The 14,032-nt window shown below is 74.8% G+C and carries 13 protein-coding genes and 2 tRNA genes; 9 read left to right on the forward strand and 6 right to left on the reverse strand.

Translation table 11 applies throughout. The annotated features are described in order from the left end of the window. Positions 1-117: 117 nt before the first annotated feature. Positions 118-190, reverse strand: a tRNA-Asn gene (locus BDZ31_RS14520). Positions 191-258: 68 nt separating this feature from the next. Between BDZ31_RS14520 and BDZ31_RS14525 the strand changes: the two genes are divergently transcribed. From BDZ31_RS14525 to BDZ31_RS14545, 5 genes are read left to right on the forward strand one after another with little or no spacing between them, the layout of a single operon-like run. Continuing rightward, positions 259-1,563 (forward strand): MFS transporter, encoded by a 1,305-nt coding sequence (locus BDZ31_RS14525; RefSeq protein ID WP_183343066.1) that lies wholly within the window; start codon positions 259-261, stop codon positions 1,561-1,563. Positions 1,564-1,617: 54 nt separating this feature from the next. Next, the gene (locus BDZ31_RS14530; protein WP_183343067.1) at positions 1,618-1,851 is read left to right on the forward strand and encodes a type II toxin-antitoxin system HicA family toxin; all 234 of its coding nucleotides are present in this window, start codon (positions 1,618-1,620) and stop codon (positions 1,849-1,851) included. Continuing rightward, positions 1,851-2,147 (forward strand): type II toxin-antitoxin system HicB family antitoxin, encoded by a 297-nt coding sequence (locus BDZ31_RS14535; protein ID WP_183343068.1) that lies wholly within the window; start codon positions 1,851-1,853, stop codon positions 2,145-2,147. Before BDZ31_RS14530 ends, BDZ31_RS14535 begins: the two co-directional genes overlap by 1 nt. A 6-nt stretch (positions 2,148-2,153) precedes the next feature. Next, positions 2,154-2,570 (forward strand): DUF6941 family protein, encoded by a 417-nt coding sequence (locus tag BDZ31_RS14540; protein ID WP_183343069.1) that lies wholly within the window; start codon positions 2,154-2,156, stop codon positions 2,568-2,570. Positions 2,571-2,624: 54 nt separating this feature from the next. Then, the gene (locus tag BDZ31_RS14545; protein ID WP_183343070.1) at positions 2,625-2,939 is read left to right on the forward strand and encodes a glutathione S-transferase N-terminal domain-containing protein; all 315 of its coding nucleotides are present in this window, start codon (positions 2,625-2,627) and stop codon (positions 2,937-2,939) included. A 138-nt stretch (positions 2,940-3,077) separates the two neighbouring features. Here the strand turns inward: BDZ31_RS14545 and BDZ31_RS14550 are convergent, their stop codons facing one another. Then, a complete protein-coding gene (locus BDZ31_RS14550) occupies positions 3,078-4,217 on the reverse strand; it encodes a glycosyltransferase (RefSeq protein ID WP_183343071.1) in 1,140 nt (379 codons plus the stop codon). Positions 4,218-4,504: 287 nt separating this feature from the next. On the opposite strand from BDZ31_RS14550, the gene BDZ31_RS14555 reads away from it, so the two are divergent. Beyond that, positions 4,505-6,397 carry a diguanylate cyclase gene (locus BDZ31_RS14555; RefSeq protein ID WP_183343072.1) on the forward strand — a complete coding sequence of 631 codons (1,893 nt, stop codon included), beginning with the start codon at positions 4,505-4,507 and terminating at the stop codon, positions 6,395-6,397. A gap of 32 nt (positions 6,398-6,429) precedes the next feature. Here BDZ31_RS14555 and BDZ31_RS14560 read toward each other — a convergent pair whose 3' ends face one another. Then, positions 6,430-7,155: an SDR family oxidoreductase gene (locus BDZ31_RS14560; RefSeq protein ID WP_183343073.1), complete on the reverse strand. Its 726-nt coding sequence runs from the start codon at positions 7,153-7,155 to the stop codon at positions 6,430-6,432. 111 nt (positions 7,156-7,266) lie between these two features. Between BDZ31_RS14560 and BDZ31_RS14565 the strand changes: the two genes are divergently transcribed. The 3 genes from BDZ31_RS14565 to BDZ31_RS14575 all read left to right on the forward strand — a co-directional run bounded on the left by BDZ31_RS14565 (position 7,267) and on the right by BDZ31_RS14575 (position 11,511). Further along, a complete protein-coding gene (locus BDZ31_RS14565) occupies positions 7,267-8,547 on the forward strand; it encodes a hypothetical protein (protein ID WP_183343074.1) in 1,281 nt (426 codons plus the stop codon). A 68-nt stretch (positions 8,548-8,615) separates the two neighbouring features. After that, positions 8,616-8,689: transfer RNA gene (locus BDZ31_RS14570), tRNA-Ile, on the forward strand. A 131-nt stretch (positions 8,690-8,820) separates the two neighbouring features. Beyond that, positions 8,821-11,511 (forward strand): M14 family zinc carboxypeptidase, encoded by a 2,691-nt coding sequence (locus BDZ31_RS14575; protein WP_183343075.1) that lies wholly within the window; start codon positions 8,821-8,823, stop codon positions 11,509-11,511. Between the two features lie 94 nt (positions 11,512-11,605). Here the strand turns inward: BDZ31_RS14575 and BDZ31_RS14580 are convergent, their stop codons facing one another. The 3 genes from BDZ31_RS14580 to BDZ31_RS14590 all read right to left on the reverse strand — a co-directional run bounded on the left by BDZ31_RS14580 (position 11,606) and on the right by BDZ31_RS14590 (position 13,984). Then, positions 11,606-12,235 carry a TetR/AcrR family transcriptional regulator gene (locus BDZ31_RS14580; protein WP_183343076.1) on the reverse strand — a complete coding sequence of 210 codons (630 nt, stop codon included), beginning with the start codon at positions 12,233-12,235 and terminating at the stop codon, positions 11,606-11,608. Positions 12,236-12,373: 138 nt separating this feature from the next. After that, positions 12,374-13,075, reverse strand: coding sequence for a TetR family transcriptional regulator (locus BDZ31_RS14585; RefSeq protein WP_183343077.1), 702 nt, complete (start codon positions 13,073-13,075; stop codon positions 12,374-12,376). A 498-nt stretch (positions 13,076-13,573) separates the two neighbouring features. Then, positions 13,574-13,984, reverse strand: a complete 411-nt coding sequence (locus tag BDZ31_RS14590; RefSeq protein ID WP_183343078.1) for a CBS domain-containing protein — start codon at positions 13,982-13,984, stop codon at positions 13,574-13,576. Between the last annotated feature and the right edge of the window lie 48 nt (positions 13,985-14,032).

Below are 14,032 nucleotides of genomic sequence, written 5' to 3' on the forward strand. Positions count from 1 at the left end.
ACAGCACCTCCCCGACGACGCCGACCACGGCATCGTCTTAAAGCCCCCGGACAGCACAAACCCCGGCCACAGGCCGGGGTTTGTGCGACACCCTCAAGCGCGGGCCTTTTCTGGTAGCTCCCCGGGTTGGACTCGAACCAACAACCCTTCGGTTAACAGCCGAATGCTCTGCCAATTGAGCTACCGGGGATCGTGCGGCTTGGGCATGGTAGCGGGTTGCGCGCGGAAGCGGTCGGCACTGCGATAGATTCAGCATAGATGCAAGCTGTCGAGCAACGGGGCCCGACCCGCCGCGCGTGGCTGGTGTGGGGCGTCGGGGCGGCGCTCTACTTCACCGCGGTCTTCCACCGCATGGCGCTCGGCGTCGCCGGGCTGCGCGCCGAGCAGCGGCTCGGCTTCGAGCACGAGGTGCTCGCCAGCTTCACGGCGCTGCAGTTCCTGATCTACCTGCTGATGCAGATCCCGGCCGGGCTGGCCGCCGACCGGATCGGCCCGCGCCGCACGCTCGCCGCCGGCCTGATCGCGATCGCCGCCGGCGAGCTCGTCTTCGCGCTCGCCCAGAGCGTGCCGCCGGCGATCGCCGGACGGGCGCTGATCGGCTGCGGCGACGCGCTGATCCTGATCAACGTCCTGCGCCTGGCGCAGTCGTGGTTCCCGCCGCGGATGGGCTCGCTGCTGGCGGCGCTGACCGGCGTCGTCGGCGCGCTCGGGCAGCTGCTCGGGACGATCCCGCTGCAGCTCGCGCTCGACCACCTTGGCTGGACCGCGACCTTCGCCGGCAGCAGCGTCGCGACGCTCGCGCTGGCGGCCGTCGCCTTCTCCGTCATCCGCGATCGGCCGCCCGGCGTCCCCGCGCCGGACGCGAGCGCCCACGCCCCGATCGGCGCGACGCTGAGGGCCGCGTGGGCGCGCCCCGGCACCCGCCACGGCTTCTGGGCCCATCTCGGCCTGATGGGCCCCTTCCAGGTCGTCAGCGCGCTGTGGGGCGCCCCGTTCCTGATCGAGGGCCAGCAGTTCGACGAGCGCGCCGCCGCCGCGTACCTGCTCGTGCTCTCCGCCGGCATGGCCGTCGCGGGACCGCTCGTCGGCCACCTCGCCGACCGCGGCGCCCGCGCGCAGAACCGCACGCTGCTGGCGCTCAACGCGCTGGTGCTCGGCACCTGGGCGACGATCCTGCTGTGGCCCCGCGTGGGCGACGTGCCCCATCCGCTGCTGCTCGCCGGCTTCGCGCTCTGCGGCGCCGGCGCGGCCGGCGGCATGGTCGCCTTCGACCTCGGCCGCCGCGAGAACCCGGCGGCGTCGGCCGGCGCCGCGACCGCGATCGTCAACTGCGGCGGATTCCTCGCCGGCATCGCCTCGCTCCAGCTCGCCGGCCTGCTGCTCGGCGCCGACCCCGACGCGGCCCGCTTCCGCGTCGCGCTGGCGCCGATGCTCTGCTTCTCGGCGCTCGCGCTGGCGCAGGCCGTCCGCTACACCCGCCTGCGCGAGCGCCGCGCGGCGGAGGCTGCGGCCGACGCCGCGCCGGCGCAGACGGAGCCTGCAGCCGCCGCGGCCAGCCCGTAGACTCGCGGACGATCGACCGACGCGGGGGAAGCGGATGACGAGGGGGAACGCGGCGTGCGGTTTCCGGCGCTCAAGCCACAGCAGCTGCTCGCCGTCCTGCGGCGCGAGCCGCTCGGCTACGAGATCGTGCGGCAGAAGGGGTCGCACCGGCGGCTCCGCTCGCGCAACGGCCACCCCGACATCGGCTTCTCGTTCCACGACGGCATTACGATCCCACCGGGCCTCGTGAAGAAGGTCCTTGTTGCAGATGTCGGGCTGAGCGAAGATGAGGCGAGGAAACTGCTCTGATGCGAACTGCGCAGCTGATCTACCACGCCGAGCCTGAGGGCTGGTGGGCCGCGTCGCCGGACCTGCCCGGCTACTCGGCGGTCGGCGCGAGCTTCGAGGAGGTGCGCGGCCTCGTGCGCGAGGGCGCGCCGTGGTGGGCGGAGGAGCAGCTCGAGCTGCGCCACCTCGTGCCCGGCCCGCGCTCGTGGTGGACCTCGCCGAGCGTCGGCCAGCGCACTCGCCTCGAGCTCGCGGCTCCCGGCCCCAATCCCGGACTGTCGATCCGCCCCAGCGGCGGTTTCCTGAAAGCGGCGTAAGAGAACATGGAAGCTGATCTCCTCCTCTGCGATCACGCGGAGGCCATCAACGGCAAGCTGTACATCATGGGCGCGGCCTGGAACATGCTCCAGGCGCCCAACCAGGCGATCTCGGTCGCGCTGGCGATCGTGGTGAAGGTCGGCTGGGACGAGGCCGACCAGAGCCACGAGCTGGTCGCCGAGTTGCTCGACGCCGACGGCGAGCGGATCGTCATGAACGGCGAGGCGGTCGCGCCGAGCGGCCGCTTCGAGCTCGGCCGCCCGGCCGGCGTCAAGCCCGGATCGACGCTCAACATGCCGCTCGCGTTCAACCTCAGCGGGCTCGTGCTCGGCGTCGGCCAGTACGAGTGGCGCCTCACGATCGACGGCGACACGGTCGCGCGCGCACCGTTCGCGGTGGTCGAGCCGTTCGGCGTCGCGTAGGCTCGCCCAGACGGCAGCAGGGCGACAGCGTCGATCCCGAGGAGGAGACCCGAGGTGAAGCTCTACGTGTGCTGGGGGACGTTCAACATCCCCGCCCGCAGACACCCGTGCCGTGACGCGCTCGACGCGCTGAAGGCGGCCGGCCACGACCCCGAGGTCGTGAAGGCATACGGGTTCGGCGGGTTCCCGAACGCGCTCAACGCCACCTCGGGGCGTCGCGAGGTGAAGCAGCTGACCGGCCAGTCGTGGGTCCCGGTGCTCGTCACCGACGAGGGCGAGGCGATCCACGACTCGGACAAGATCATCGCCTGGGCGGCCGCCCATCCCGCGGCCGACTCGGGCCGCGTCGGCGCCGCCGACGGCCACTGAGCCGCGGCGAGCGGGTGGGCGGGCGGGCGCGGATCGCGCGCCGCCCGCTCGCCCGCCGTCGCCCGCTCGCTCAGCGCTCGCCGCCCGCTCGCCAGCCCGCGCCGCGCGCCAGCCAACCGCTCAGCGCTGGCCGCCCGCTCAGCGCTCGCCCCGCGCCAGCTGCTCGACGAGGTCGGCAGCCCGGCCCGCGGCGTCGTGGGCGCGGCTCCAGGCCGCCAGCTCCGCGGCCCGCCGCGCCAGCGCCGGCTCCCCGAGCGCCCGCTCCACCGCGAGCCGCAGCGCCCGCGGGCCGGTGAAGCGCCACGGCAGCCGCACCCCGGCGCCGGCCCAGTCGAGCCGGGCGGCGTTCTCGCCCATGTCGCCGGCGACCGGGGTCGCGACGACCGGCGTCCCCGACGCCAGCGCCCGCACCATCGTCCCGTGGCCGACGTGGCAGACGACGAGCGCGCAGCGCGGCATCGTCTGCGCATAGGAGAGCCACTCGACCAGCCGCGTGTTGGCCGGCACCGCCGCCGGCCCCGGCAGCGGCCGGCGGTTCCACGTCGCCAGCACGCGGATCGGCAGCTCGCCGAGGCCGGCGAGCGCCGCGCGCAGCAGTCTGTGGTCCTGGTCCTGGGCGGTCGAGGGCGCGACGAGGACGAGCGGCTCGTCGCCCGGCGGCGGCTCGACCGGCTCGGTCGGCGGCTCCCACAGCAGCGGCCCGACGACGTGCGTGTGCTCGGGCCACGCGCGCGGATACTCCAGCTGCGGGAAGGTGGCGACGAGGCACAGACGCTCGCTGAGGCCGCCATGGACGCGCTCCACCGGCGCCAGCCCGAGCTGCGCGCGCGTCTCGTTCAGCTCGCGCTGCCCGTAGCGCAGCCCCTTCTCGACGAGCGGGTCGAGCCGGCGCCACAGCGCGCGCCCGGCGGCCGTCCGCGGCCAGCGGGCGCCGAACGAGTACGGGGCGGCGCCGGCGGGCGGCGCGGGGTGGACGTGCGGGATCAGCGTCGCGACCGGCACGCCCTCCAGCTCGCCGGCGAGCGCGGGGGCGAGCGTGAGGATGTCGGCGACGACCGCGTCGGGCCGCGCCCGCGCGACCGCCGGACGGGTCACCTCGACCGCTCTGACGACCGCCTCGTACATCGTCATCGGCCGCTCCATCGTCGGGAAGACCGCGTACTCCGGAGCGGCGGCGAAGCGCATCCCGCCGGCCTCGACGTGGTCGCGCCAGCGCGACCACGTCTCCAGCGTCACGTCGTGGCCGCGGCGCGCCAGCTCGCTCCCCAGCGCGAGCATCGGGAAGGCGTGGCCGGGATCGCCGAAGGCGCCGAGGAAGAGCCGCAGCGGGGACCGCCGCGTCGCACCGCCAAGCGGTGCAGAAACTGCGTAGGTTTGATGAGGTTTAATGACGTTCGTCACGGATGACCGGCACGGATGACCGAAGACAACGGGGCCCTATGCGCGAAGAGGCCACTGAGCGGCCGCGAGGATACGAGCAGACCATGCCGCCAGGCGCAGCCGCGCCGGCAGCACCTGCCTCGGCGCGCCCGCCGACGCGGGCGCAGCGCCCGGCGCCGCGCGGCATGCGAAGGGTCCGGGGCGCGATCGCGGCATGCGCGATCGCGTTGGCGCTGCCGCTCGCGATCGCCGTCGCCGATCTGCCGGCCACCTGGTGGATCGCCGGCGCCGTCGTCGCCGCGCTCGCCGGCGCCGCGGGCGTCTTCGCGCTGGTGCGCGCGCTCTCGGGCCTCCGCGACGAGCATGCCCAGCTGGCCCAGCGCGAGGCCGACGCGCTGAGGATGGCCGAGCTCGACGAGCTGACCGGCCTGGGCAACTACCGCATGTTCTCGCGGCAGCTGGCGGCCGAGGTCGCGCGCTCGCGCCGCCACGACGATCCCTTCTCGCTCGTCCTGCTCGACCTCGACGGCTTCAAGGCGATCAACGACGAGCTCGGCCACCTCGCCGGCGACGACGCGCTGCGCCACGTCGCCGCCGCGCTGCGCGAGACGCTGCGCGAGGAGGACGTCTGCTGCCGCCAGGGCGGCGACGAGTTCGCCGTCATCGCCGTGCGCGCCGGCGCGCAGGAGGCGAGCGAGCTGGCCGAGCGGCTGGTGCGCGCGATCGAGCAGATCCCGTTCGGCGTCAACGGCGAGCGGCGGCTCGGAGCCGGGGCCGGCTGGGCGACCTTCGGCGAGCCGGCGCGCAGCGCCGACGAGCTGATCCTCCACGCCGACGCCGCCCTGCGCAGCGCCAAGCGCGAGACCGGCGGCGCCAGGTCGCCCGACCGCCCGCGGCCGAGCGGCCGACGCCCGGCCGCCGGCCGCCTCGGCCGCGGCGAGACGGCGCGCCTCGCGCTGCTGTCGGGCCTCGCGCGTGCGCTCGCCGGCGCGCGCGACGAGCGGACGCTCGCCGACACGACCGTCGCCTTCCTCACCGGCGCCTTCGACTCCATAGGCTCCGCCGCGCTGGCGCTCTGGCCGCACGCCGACCCGACGCACGCCGCGACGCTGTCGCCGCGCCTGGTCGTGCTCGGCTCCGGCGGCGAGCCCGACGACGCCGGCGGCGTGCTCGCCGCGCGCGCGAGCGTCCGCCGCGCGCTCGCCGCCGCCGGCCCGGCGGTCGTCGAGGACGATCCGCGCCTGCCGTGGCTCGACGGCGCGCCGGTCCGCAGCGAGCTGGCGGTCGCGGTCCCCGACGGCGACGGGACGTGGGGCTGCCTGCTGATCGCGTGCGACCGCCCGCGCGCCTACGGGATCGTCGAGCGGGCGCTCGCGGAGGCGATCGCCCAGCAGCTCGGCCGCGCGCTGTCGTGCCGGCGGCTGCTCGACAAGCTGAGCGTCTCGGGCTTCGGCGAGCTGTACCGGATCGCCGCCGACGCGGACGCGGAGAGGGCCGGAGCGGCGCGCTCCGGCGTCCCGGGGGAGGACGCCGAGCAGTGGCGCCTCGCCGACCTCGCCTGGCGCGTCGGCCGGGCGCTGGAGCTCGACGACGACGAGCGCCGCGCGCTCTACCTCGCCGCGCTGTTCCACAACGTCGGCACCGTCGGCGTGCCGGCGGCGCTGCTCGCCCATCCCGGCGAGCTGCACGACGACGAGCGGGCGATCCTGCGCGAGCATCCGCTGATAGGCGAGCGGATGCTGCGGGCGCTGCCGCTGCTGCGCGACGCGGCGCCGATCGTCCGCCACGAGCACGAGCGCTGGGACGGCGCCGGCTACCCCGACGGGCTCTCCGGCGACGAGATCCCGCTGGAGGCGCGGATCCTGCTCGCCTGCGACGTCTACGTCTCGATGACCTCGCCACGGCCGTGGCGGCCGCCGCGCACCGCCGAGGCGGCCCGCGCCGAGCTGCGGCGCGTCTCCGGCGCGCAGCTCGACCCGCGCGTCGTCGACGCGCTGCTGGCGCTGCTCGACGGCGACCTCGGCGACGACGGCGCGCCGGACGACGACGAGCGCAGCGCCCAGCCGGCCGGCGTCTGAGGACGGCCGCGGGCCGGCGGTCTCCGACCCGCTCAGAGCGGATCGCCGGGGCGCTCGAAGATGATCTCGGGCACGAGGCAGGCGGGGGAGAGCTTCAACAGCATCCGCACCGCCTCCGCGATGTCACGCGTCGTGATCATCGCCTCGGCGGCGACCCCGCCGGCCTTCGCGAAGTCGGTCATCGGCGTGTCGACGAACGCGGGGCAGAGAGCGGTCGAGCGGATCCCCTCGGTCGCCAGCTCCTTGTTCATCGCCTCGGTGAAGCCGACGACGGCCGCCTTCGTCGCCGAGTAGACCGACAGCCACGGCTGGCCGCGCTTGCCGGAGATCGACGCCGTGTTGACGACCAGCGCGCCGCGATGCTCGGCGGCCGCTGCGCGCAGCAGCCCGACGCACTCGCGGTAGAACAGCACGAGCGAGCGGACGTTGACGTCGAGCTGCATGTCGAGCCGCTTCGTCTCGATCTCGGCGACCGGCGCGCCGATTCCGACGCCGGCGTTGTTGACGAGCAGGTCGAGCCGGCCGTAGCGCTGCTCGTGCGCGGCGACGACCGCCTTGACCGCCTCCTCCTTGGAGAGCGCGGCGGCGACCTCCTGGACCTCGAGGCCCTTGGCGCGCAGCCCGTCGGCGGCGGCGGTCAGCTTCTCGGGACGGCGGGCGGCGAGCGTCAGCGCGTAGCCCTCCTCGCCGAGCATGCGGGCGATCTCCAGCCCGATCCCGCTCGAAGCCCCCGTCACGATCGCCGCGCGCTGCGCCATCTCACCCTCCGGTCATCCGCTCGTGGAGCGGGGCCGCGCCCCGCGGCGCGTATCCAATCACTCGCGCGACGGCCGGCTCCCCGCTTGCCGCCGCCCCAATACGCTTCGCCGATGCGACAGCGTCGTTTCGGGACCCCTGAGCTGGCCGTCGTCGCCGTGCTCGCGCTGCTCGTCGCCGGTGCCCTGCTGCTCGGCGGCGGGAAGGCGGAGCCGACGCGGACCGTCGTCAGCCCGGAGCGCCTGGCGCGCGTCGAGCGCGGCGTCGAGCAGATCCGCGGCCTGCGCTTCAAGCGGCCGGTCAGCGTCGAGGTGATGACGGCCGACGAGGCGCGCGCCTACGCGGAGCGGGAGACCGACGGTGACGCGCGACAGGCGGTCGCGACCGGGGGCGAGCTGATGATGCTGCTCGGGCTCGTCGAGCCCGGCTACGACTTCGACTCGCTCGCGGCCGACCTCTTCGGCGAGCAGGTCGCCGGCTTCTACGACCCGGTGGAGGAGCGGCTCGTGCTCGTCGAGGGGGTCGGGATCGACGACGGGACGCTCGCGCACGAGCTGACCCACGCGCTCGAGGACCAGCACTACGACCTCGAGCGCCTCGGCGATGCCGACGGCGTCGTCTACGACGGCGACGGCGCCGTCGGCGAGTCGGGCCTGGTCGAGGGGACGGCGATGCTGGTGATGACGCGCTACCTCGAGCGCAATCCCGGTGCGGTGTCGTTCGGCGAGGCGTTCGGGCAGCTGCTGAGCGCGAGCGCCGCGAGACCGCTGCCGGAGGCGATCATGCGCTCGCTGACCTTCCCGTACCTCGCCGGCGAGCGGTTCGTCCGGCGGCTGTACGGGACGACCGGCGACTGGAGACTGGTCGACGTCGCCCTGCGCGACCGCCCGCCGGCCTCCTCGGCGGAGCTGCTCGACGCCGACCGCTGGCTGCGCGCCGTCCGTCCCGAGCGCGTGCCGGTCCCGGCCGCCGACGCGCCGGGCGCCGGTTGGCGCCGCATCTCCCAGTCGACCTTCGGCGAGAACGATCTGCGCGAGCTGCTGCGCGACCCGCTCGACGAGCGCCCCGCGGGGCGACTCGCCGCCGGCTGGGCCGGCGGGACGGTCGTGCTGTGGCGCCGCGGGCCCCTGCCGGCGGCCGACTGCGCCGCGCCGTGCCGCGCCCGCGACGCCCTCGCGCTGCGCCTGCGGCTCGACTCGGCGCGTGCGGCGCGCCGGCTGCGTTCGGCGTTGGAGACGTGGATCGCGGTGACGCTCGACGGCGCCGGTGTCGACGCCGACGAGGTGATCTCCCGTGTCGGCCAGGACGGCCTCGTGCAGGTCGGCGGCAGCGGCCGCGAGGTCCGCGTCGCGATGGCGCCCGACGCGGCCGTGCTGGAGCGGCTGCTGCGCTGAGGCTGGAGGCGATCTGGCGGGTTCGCCTCCACCGCGGCGCACGGCTCTGGTAGCGTCGACTCCGCAGCGGCCCAGTAGCTCAGTTGGTTAGAGCAGCGGACTCATAATCCGTTGGTCCCAGGTTCGAGTCCTGGCTGGGCCATCTCGAGAAGCCCCGCGCCGCGGGGCTTCTCGCTTTGCCGCCCGGCGCTGCCCGCTTACGAGCGCCCTGGCGCTCCGCCGCGCCAACTAGGATGGCCGGAACGTCGCGAAGGACCGAACGGAGGCCGGTGCATGACGGCTCGCTGGACCATATTCCGCTGTTCGGCGCGACTCACGCTCGCAGCGGCCGCCGTGCTGCTCGCGGGCGTCGGCGCCGTCGCGCCGGCGGCCGCCGCACCGCCGCCGCGCGACGTCGGCACGACGCGCGCGATCAGCGCACAGTGGTTCGAGAGCTACGCCGGCCAGTTCCTCGTCGTCAAGGCGCGCGACACCGCGGCGACCGAGCTGTCGGCGGAGTGGTTCGCTGATGGTGTCGAGGCGCCGCAGGGGACGGCGGCGCTCGTGCGCAGCGAGGACGGCGGCGTCTACCTCCACGACAGCGTGCTCGTCCCGGTCGCCGGCCGGCCCGACCACGTCGTCGTCAGACGCGACGCCGACAACTGGAGCCGCATCGCGGTGACCGATTGGGCGACGCCGTCGCCGGCGCCCCCGCCGGGCTACCGGTCCGACTTCCAGACCGGCTACCTCGATCCCGACGACGCGGCCGATCGGGTCGCGGACCTCGCGAGCGAGTTCCCGAGCATCGCGGAGCGCCTGACGCTGCCGATGCAGACGGACGGCTACCAGCGCCGCTCGCAGATGATCCTTGGCACCGACCCGAACGGGACGCTCGCTGCGGTCAGCGCGGCCGACGCCGCTCGGGCGGTCGTGCTGACCTCCGTCGCGGTCGGCCAGTCCGGCGGCGACGACGTCAGCGTGCGGCTCCTGCATCCCGCGGCCGCGAACGCGCCGCTGTCGGTGAGCACCGCCGGCGACGCGATCACCGTCTCGCTCGCGACCGACGGCGCCGGAGCCGTCACGAGCACGGCGGCGCAGGTGACCGGGCTGCTCAACGCCTCAGGGAGCGCGGCCGCGCTCGTGAGCGCCGCCACCTACCGCGGCAACGCCGGTGCCGGGATCGTCGCGCCGACGTCCGGCTTCGTCGCGCTGACGGACGCGCTCCACGCGCCGGCGACGGTGGCGCGCGGCCCCCGGCAGATGGCCGCCCTGCGGATCGGCGGCGTCCGCGACGGCTCGCGGCCCGGCGTCCTGGTGACCGCCGGGTTCGGCGGCGACGAGCGGGTGACGCCGCTCGTCGCGCTCGAGCTCGCGGAGCGGCTGCTGCGCAACTACGGGACGGACGCGGAGACGACCGCGCTCGTCGATGCGCTCGACATCTTCATCGTGCCCGCCGCCAACCCGGACGGCGCGCTCTACTCCTTCTACGACAGCACCGGGCAACGCCGCAACATGCGCTCGCACTGCGCGCCCGGCGGCCTGACCGACCCCGCCGCGCGCGGCCAGTGGGGCGTCGCGATCGACCGCAACTTCACGGTCGGGTCGCTCTTCGACGGCTTCGCGGGCGCGGCGACCAGCTGCACGAGCGACCTGTTCTCGGGCCCCTTCGAGGCCTCCGAGCCCGAGACCCGCAACCTGCTGTGGCTGCTCTCGACGTTCCCGAACATCCGCTTCGCCGCGGACGTGCGCGCCTCCGGCGGCACCGTGACGTGGTCGCCGGGAGCGTACGCGTCCTCCGGGCGCGTGACGCTGCCGCGGCCGCCTTGGCTGACGCAGCGGTATCTCGACGACCTCGCCGGCAGGATCGCGTCCCGCGTCGCGCGCTCGCGCGGCACGGCGCTCGTGCCGACCGACGTCGGCGCGGCGACGGAGGTGCTCGGCTCGCGCGCCGGCAACCTGGTCGACGAGGCCCACTACGCCCACGGGGTGCTCGCGCTCGGGATCGAGGTCGGCGTCGACCGCATGGACGCCTCCGGCAGGCGCACGCCGGTCGGCCGGATCCCCGCCTTCACGACGGAGGGCGGCCCGCAGGCGCAGGAGTTCGCCGACGGCCTCATCGCCGTGCTCGAGGCGGCGCGCGCCTATGCGGACGACACGGCGCCGCCGGACGTCACGACCACGCCCGGCCCGCACAGCTCGCCCGACCCGATCGAGGTGCGCTTCCGCTCCGACGAGCCGGCGGCGATCCACTACACGCTCGACGGCTCGACGCCGACGCTCGCCTCGCCGCAGTACGCCCCGACCGGGCCGTTCGATCCGGTCGCGCCGCTGCGCATCGACTCGTCGACGACGCTCAAGTGGATCGCGGTCGACATCCGCGGCAACGTCTCCGCGGTTCGCAGCGCCACGTACGAGCTGCGCGGCCGCGACACCCCGCCGGAGAGCCCGCCGGTCGAGTCGCCGCCGGCCGATCCGCCGCACGTCGACCCGCCGCTCGAGCCGTTCCGGGCGCCGCTCGCGATCGCCGCGCTCGAGCCGAGCGCGCGCTGCGTCGGCTCGCGACGCGGAGCCGCACGCGACGTCCGCGTCCGCGTCACGCTCAGCGAGCCGGCGCGCGTCACGCTGCGCCTGCAGCGCCGCGTGCCGCCGGGGCGGCTCTTCCGCTTCTGCCCGCGACCGGGGCCCGCGAGCGGCCCCGCCCGCTACGTGAACCGCATCCCGACCGGCTCGCCGAGACCGCAGCGACGGTCGAGACGCGCCGGCAGAGCACCGCGTGCGGTCGGGAGCGCGACGCGGCGAGGGCGGACGCGTACCGTCAGCCGGACGCTCTCGCGAGGAGCGGGCGAGCACCGCATCGCGCTGCTGCGCACGCTCCGCGCGGGCTCGCTCGCGCCCGGCCGCTACCGCGTGGTGCTCGAGGCGACGACCGCCGACGGGCGCCGCTCGAACCTGGCGATCGTCTACCTGCGCGTGCTCGCCCGCTGATCGGAGCGGGCACGCCTCCACCGCCGCGCCGGCCCGTGCGACGGTCGGGCGCACGCCGTGCCGGCGAAGGTTCGCCGCGCCGCGTCGGCGCCGCTCAGGAGTCGCCGTCGCCGGCGGGCGCCGACTCGGCGCGCTCCTGCGCCTTGCGCGCCTCGTTGGCCCGCACGGCCTCCGCGGCCGCCTCGTGGCCGACGAACGGCACCAGCGCGCAGTAGACGAGCTCGGGGAGCATCTCGAGCAGCTCGCCGGCCGCGTCGCGCAGCAGGCGCGTGTAGATGATCTCGTAGATGCCGCCGACGACTATGTCGGCCGCGAGCTCGGGCACGACCACGCCGTTGGGCGCCTCGGCGCGGCCGGGCTCGAGGAACTCGACGAAGACGCGCATCGCGGCGTCGCGCCGGCCGCGCGCCTCCGGGCCGGCGGCGACGACCTCGACGATGCACATGCGCGCGAAGGCGGGCTCGTCGACGAGGTACTGGATGAACGCCTCCAGGCCCTCGTAGACCCTCCGCGTCCACTCGCTGCCGCCGCCCTCGTACGCCTTCCCGACGCCGGCGAGCATCTGCTCGACGACGGTGTCGTAGGCGGCGAGGAAGCACTCCTCCTTGTCGGTGAAGTGCTCGTAGAAGGTGCGGCGCGAGAGGCGCGCGCGGGCGATGATGTCGGCAACGGTGGTGGTCGCGTACCCCTGCTCGGCGACCGCCTCCGCCACGGCCAGCAGCATCCGTTCGCGCTGATTGTGGACGATGAACCGCCGAGGCAGGCCGTGACGGCCGCGCGGCAGGCGTTGAGGAGACCGATCCGATCCTGCGGGCACCTGGCGACCATAGACACGCTCAGAAAACATCTATGTCCTCGCTGATCATCCGGGTTCCGGTGCTATTTGCAGTCCCTCGCGCGGCGCGCCGATCCGGCGTGCGACGCCGGCTCGGACGGCGGTCGCGCGGGCGACGCCCAGGTACGGGGCGAGCCACACGTACATGATGTCGGGCAGAAGCTGGGGGAGACGAGCGGTGTCGCGTTCGAGGATCCGCGCGTAGATCACCTCGTAGATGCCGCCCACGACGACCTCGGTCATCAGCGGCGGCACGTCGGCGGCGGCGTCGTCGACGCGCCCCTGCTCGAGGAAGAGCGCGAACCGCCGCATCGCGTCGTCGCGCCGCGCGAGCGCGCGGGGACCGGCGGCGAGCACCTCGACGACGCACAGCCAGGCCAGATCGGGCTCCGCGGCCGCGAAGCCGAGGAAGGCGGCGAAGCCGGCCTCGAACGCCTCCTGCCGCGTGCGCTCCGCGTCAGCCGCGGCGCGCACACGCGCGACGACGCGGTCGACGGCCGCGTCGTAGGCCGCGAGGAAGCACTCCTCCTTGTTGGCGAAGTGCTCGTAGAAGCTGTTGCGCGAGACGCCGGCGGCCGCGACGACCTTGCTGACCGACGCGGCGCCGTAGCCCTCCTCGCTGACGACGTGGGCCATCGCGGCGATCAGGCGGTCGCGCCGGGTGCGCACCGGAAAGGCGGCCGTCACGGTCGATGGCGCCGGAGCCAGGTCGATCTGCTGCTGCCCCACGCAGCGACACTAGCCGCTGAGAAGCCCGTTGACAACAGAAGACGGACACGTTTATAGTTTTTATGCGCGAGGACGGCACGGGGCCGCGCAATCCGGCGGAATTGCTGGGCTTTCGTGGTGCTAGGGGACAGCGCCGAGAGCCCACCGGATCCGACCCGGACCGCCCTCGCGCGGCAGGACGACATGGTGTATCCGCGCGGCGGAGTCGTGCGGGCGGCTCACTGCTCGACGCCTCTCGTTCGAGCGTTGTCCGCCCGCAGGGTTCCCTCCCCCGGGAACACCCGGGCGCAGGGCTACGTGCCAGCCTTGCGCTCGACGCGGCCGGGGCGTGCGGATGGGATCCGCCCCGGCCGCGTCATCTTCCGCCTCGCCAGAGCGTCCGGTCCGGGCGCGCTCGCGCCGCGCACCCGCCCGCGAACCGCCCCCGCCGATCGCGAACGCGAAACGGCACGGCGTTCGCCGTGCCGTTGCACCGTCGTCGATCTCGACCGTGCGCGCTCAGAGACGCGCGAGGGCGGCGGCGCGGATCTCGGCGGGCTCGCCGATCCGTCCGTCGAGGTGGGTGCGACGGAGCATGCCGATCAGACGGCCCTCCTCCGTCACCGGAGCGCTGTCGAGGTCGCGCTCGATCATCGTCGTCCACGCCTCCGAGATCGGAGCGTTGGCGTCGACGACGGAGACGCCGTCGGCGAGCAGGCCGACGCGGATCGCGTCGGGGTCCCGCCGCTCGGCGACGATGCGGACGACGTCACGCTCGGACAGCATCCCGACGACGTTGCGGTCGTCGCCGCAGACCGGCAGCGCGTCGACGCCGAACGCGGCAAGCTTGCGCGCGCCCTCGAGCACGGTCTCGTACTCGCTGACGCACTCTCCGACTCCGGTCACGAACTCCCGTGCCGTCTTGCACATACTGCTCCTCCTAAGTTGCGCCCCCCAATCGGTTGCATTGCGTGCACG

It is taken from the genome of Conexibacter arvalis (genome assembly GCF_014199525.1).
GTDB lineage: Bacteria > Actinomycetota > Thermoleophilia > Solirubrobacterales > Solirubrobacteraceae > Conexibacter > Conexibacter arvalis.

Coding starts and splice junctions, on each gene's coding strand:
- BDZ31_RS14525 (WP_183343066.1), top strand. CDS start 259: ATGCAAGCTGTCGAGCAACGGGGCCCGACCCGCCGCGCGTGGCTGGTG.
- BDZ31_RS14535 (WP_183343068.1), top strand. CDS start 1,851: ATGCGAACTGCGCAGCTGATCTACCACGCCGAGCCTGAGGGCTGGTGG.
- BDZ31_RS14540 (WP_183343069.1), top strand. CDS start 2,154: ATGGAAGCTGATCTCCTCCTCTGCGATCACGCGGAGGCCATCAACGGC.
- BDZ31_RS14550 (WP_183343071.1), bottom strand. CDS start 4,217: ATGCTCGCGCTGGGGAGCGAGCTGGCGCGCCGCGGCCACGACGTGACG.
- BDZ31_RS14555 (WP_183343072.1), top strand. CDS start 4,505: ATGCGAAGGGTCCGGGGCGCGATCGCGGCATGCGCGATCGCGTTGGCG.
- BDZ31_RS14560 (WP_183343073.1), bottom strand. CDS start 7,155: ATGGCGCAGCGCGCGGCGATCGTGACGGGGGCTTCGAGCGGGATCGGG.
- BDZ31_RS14565 (WP_183343074.1), top strand. CDS start 7,267: ATGCGACAGCGTCGTTTCGGGACCCCTGAGCTGGCCGTCGTCGCCGTG.
- BDZ31_RS14575 (WP_183343075.1), top strand. CDS start 8,821: ATGACGGCTCGCTGGACCATATTCCGCTGTTCGGCGCGACTCACGCTC.
- BDZ31_RS14580 (WP_183343076.1), bottom strand. CDS start 12,235: ATGCTGCTGGCCGTGGCGGAGGCGGTCGCCGAGCAGGGGTACGCGACC.
- BDZ31_RS14590 (WP_183343078.1), bottom strand. CDS start 13,984: ATGTGCAAGACGGCACGGGAGTTCGTGACCGGAGTCGGAGAGTGCGTC.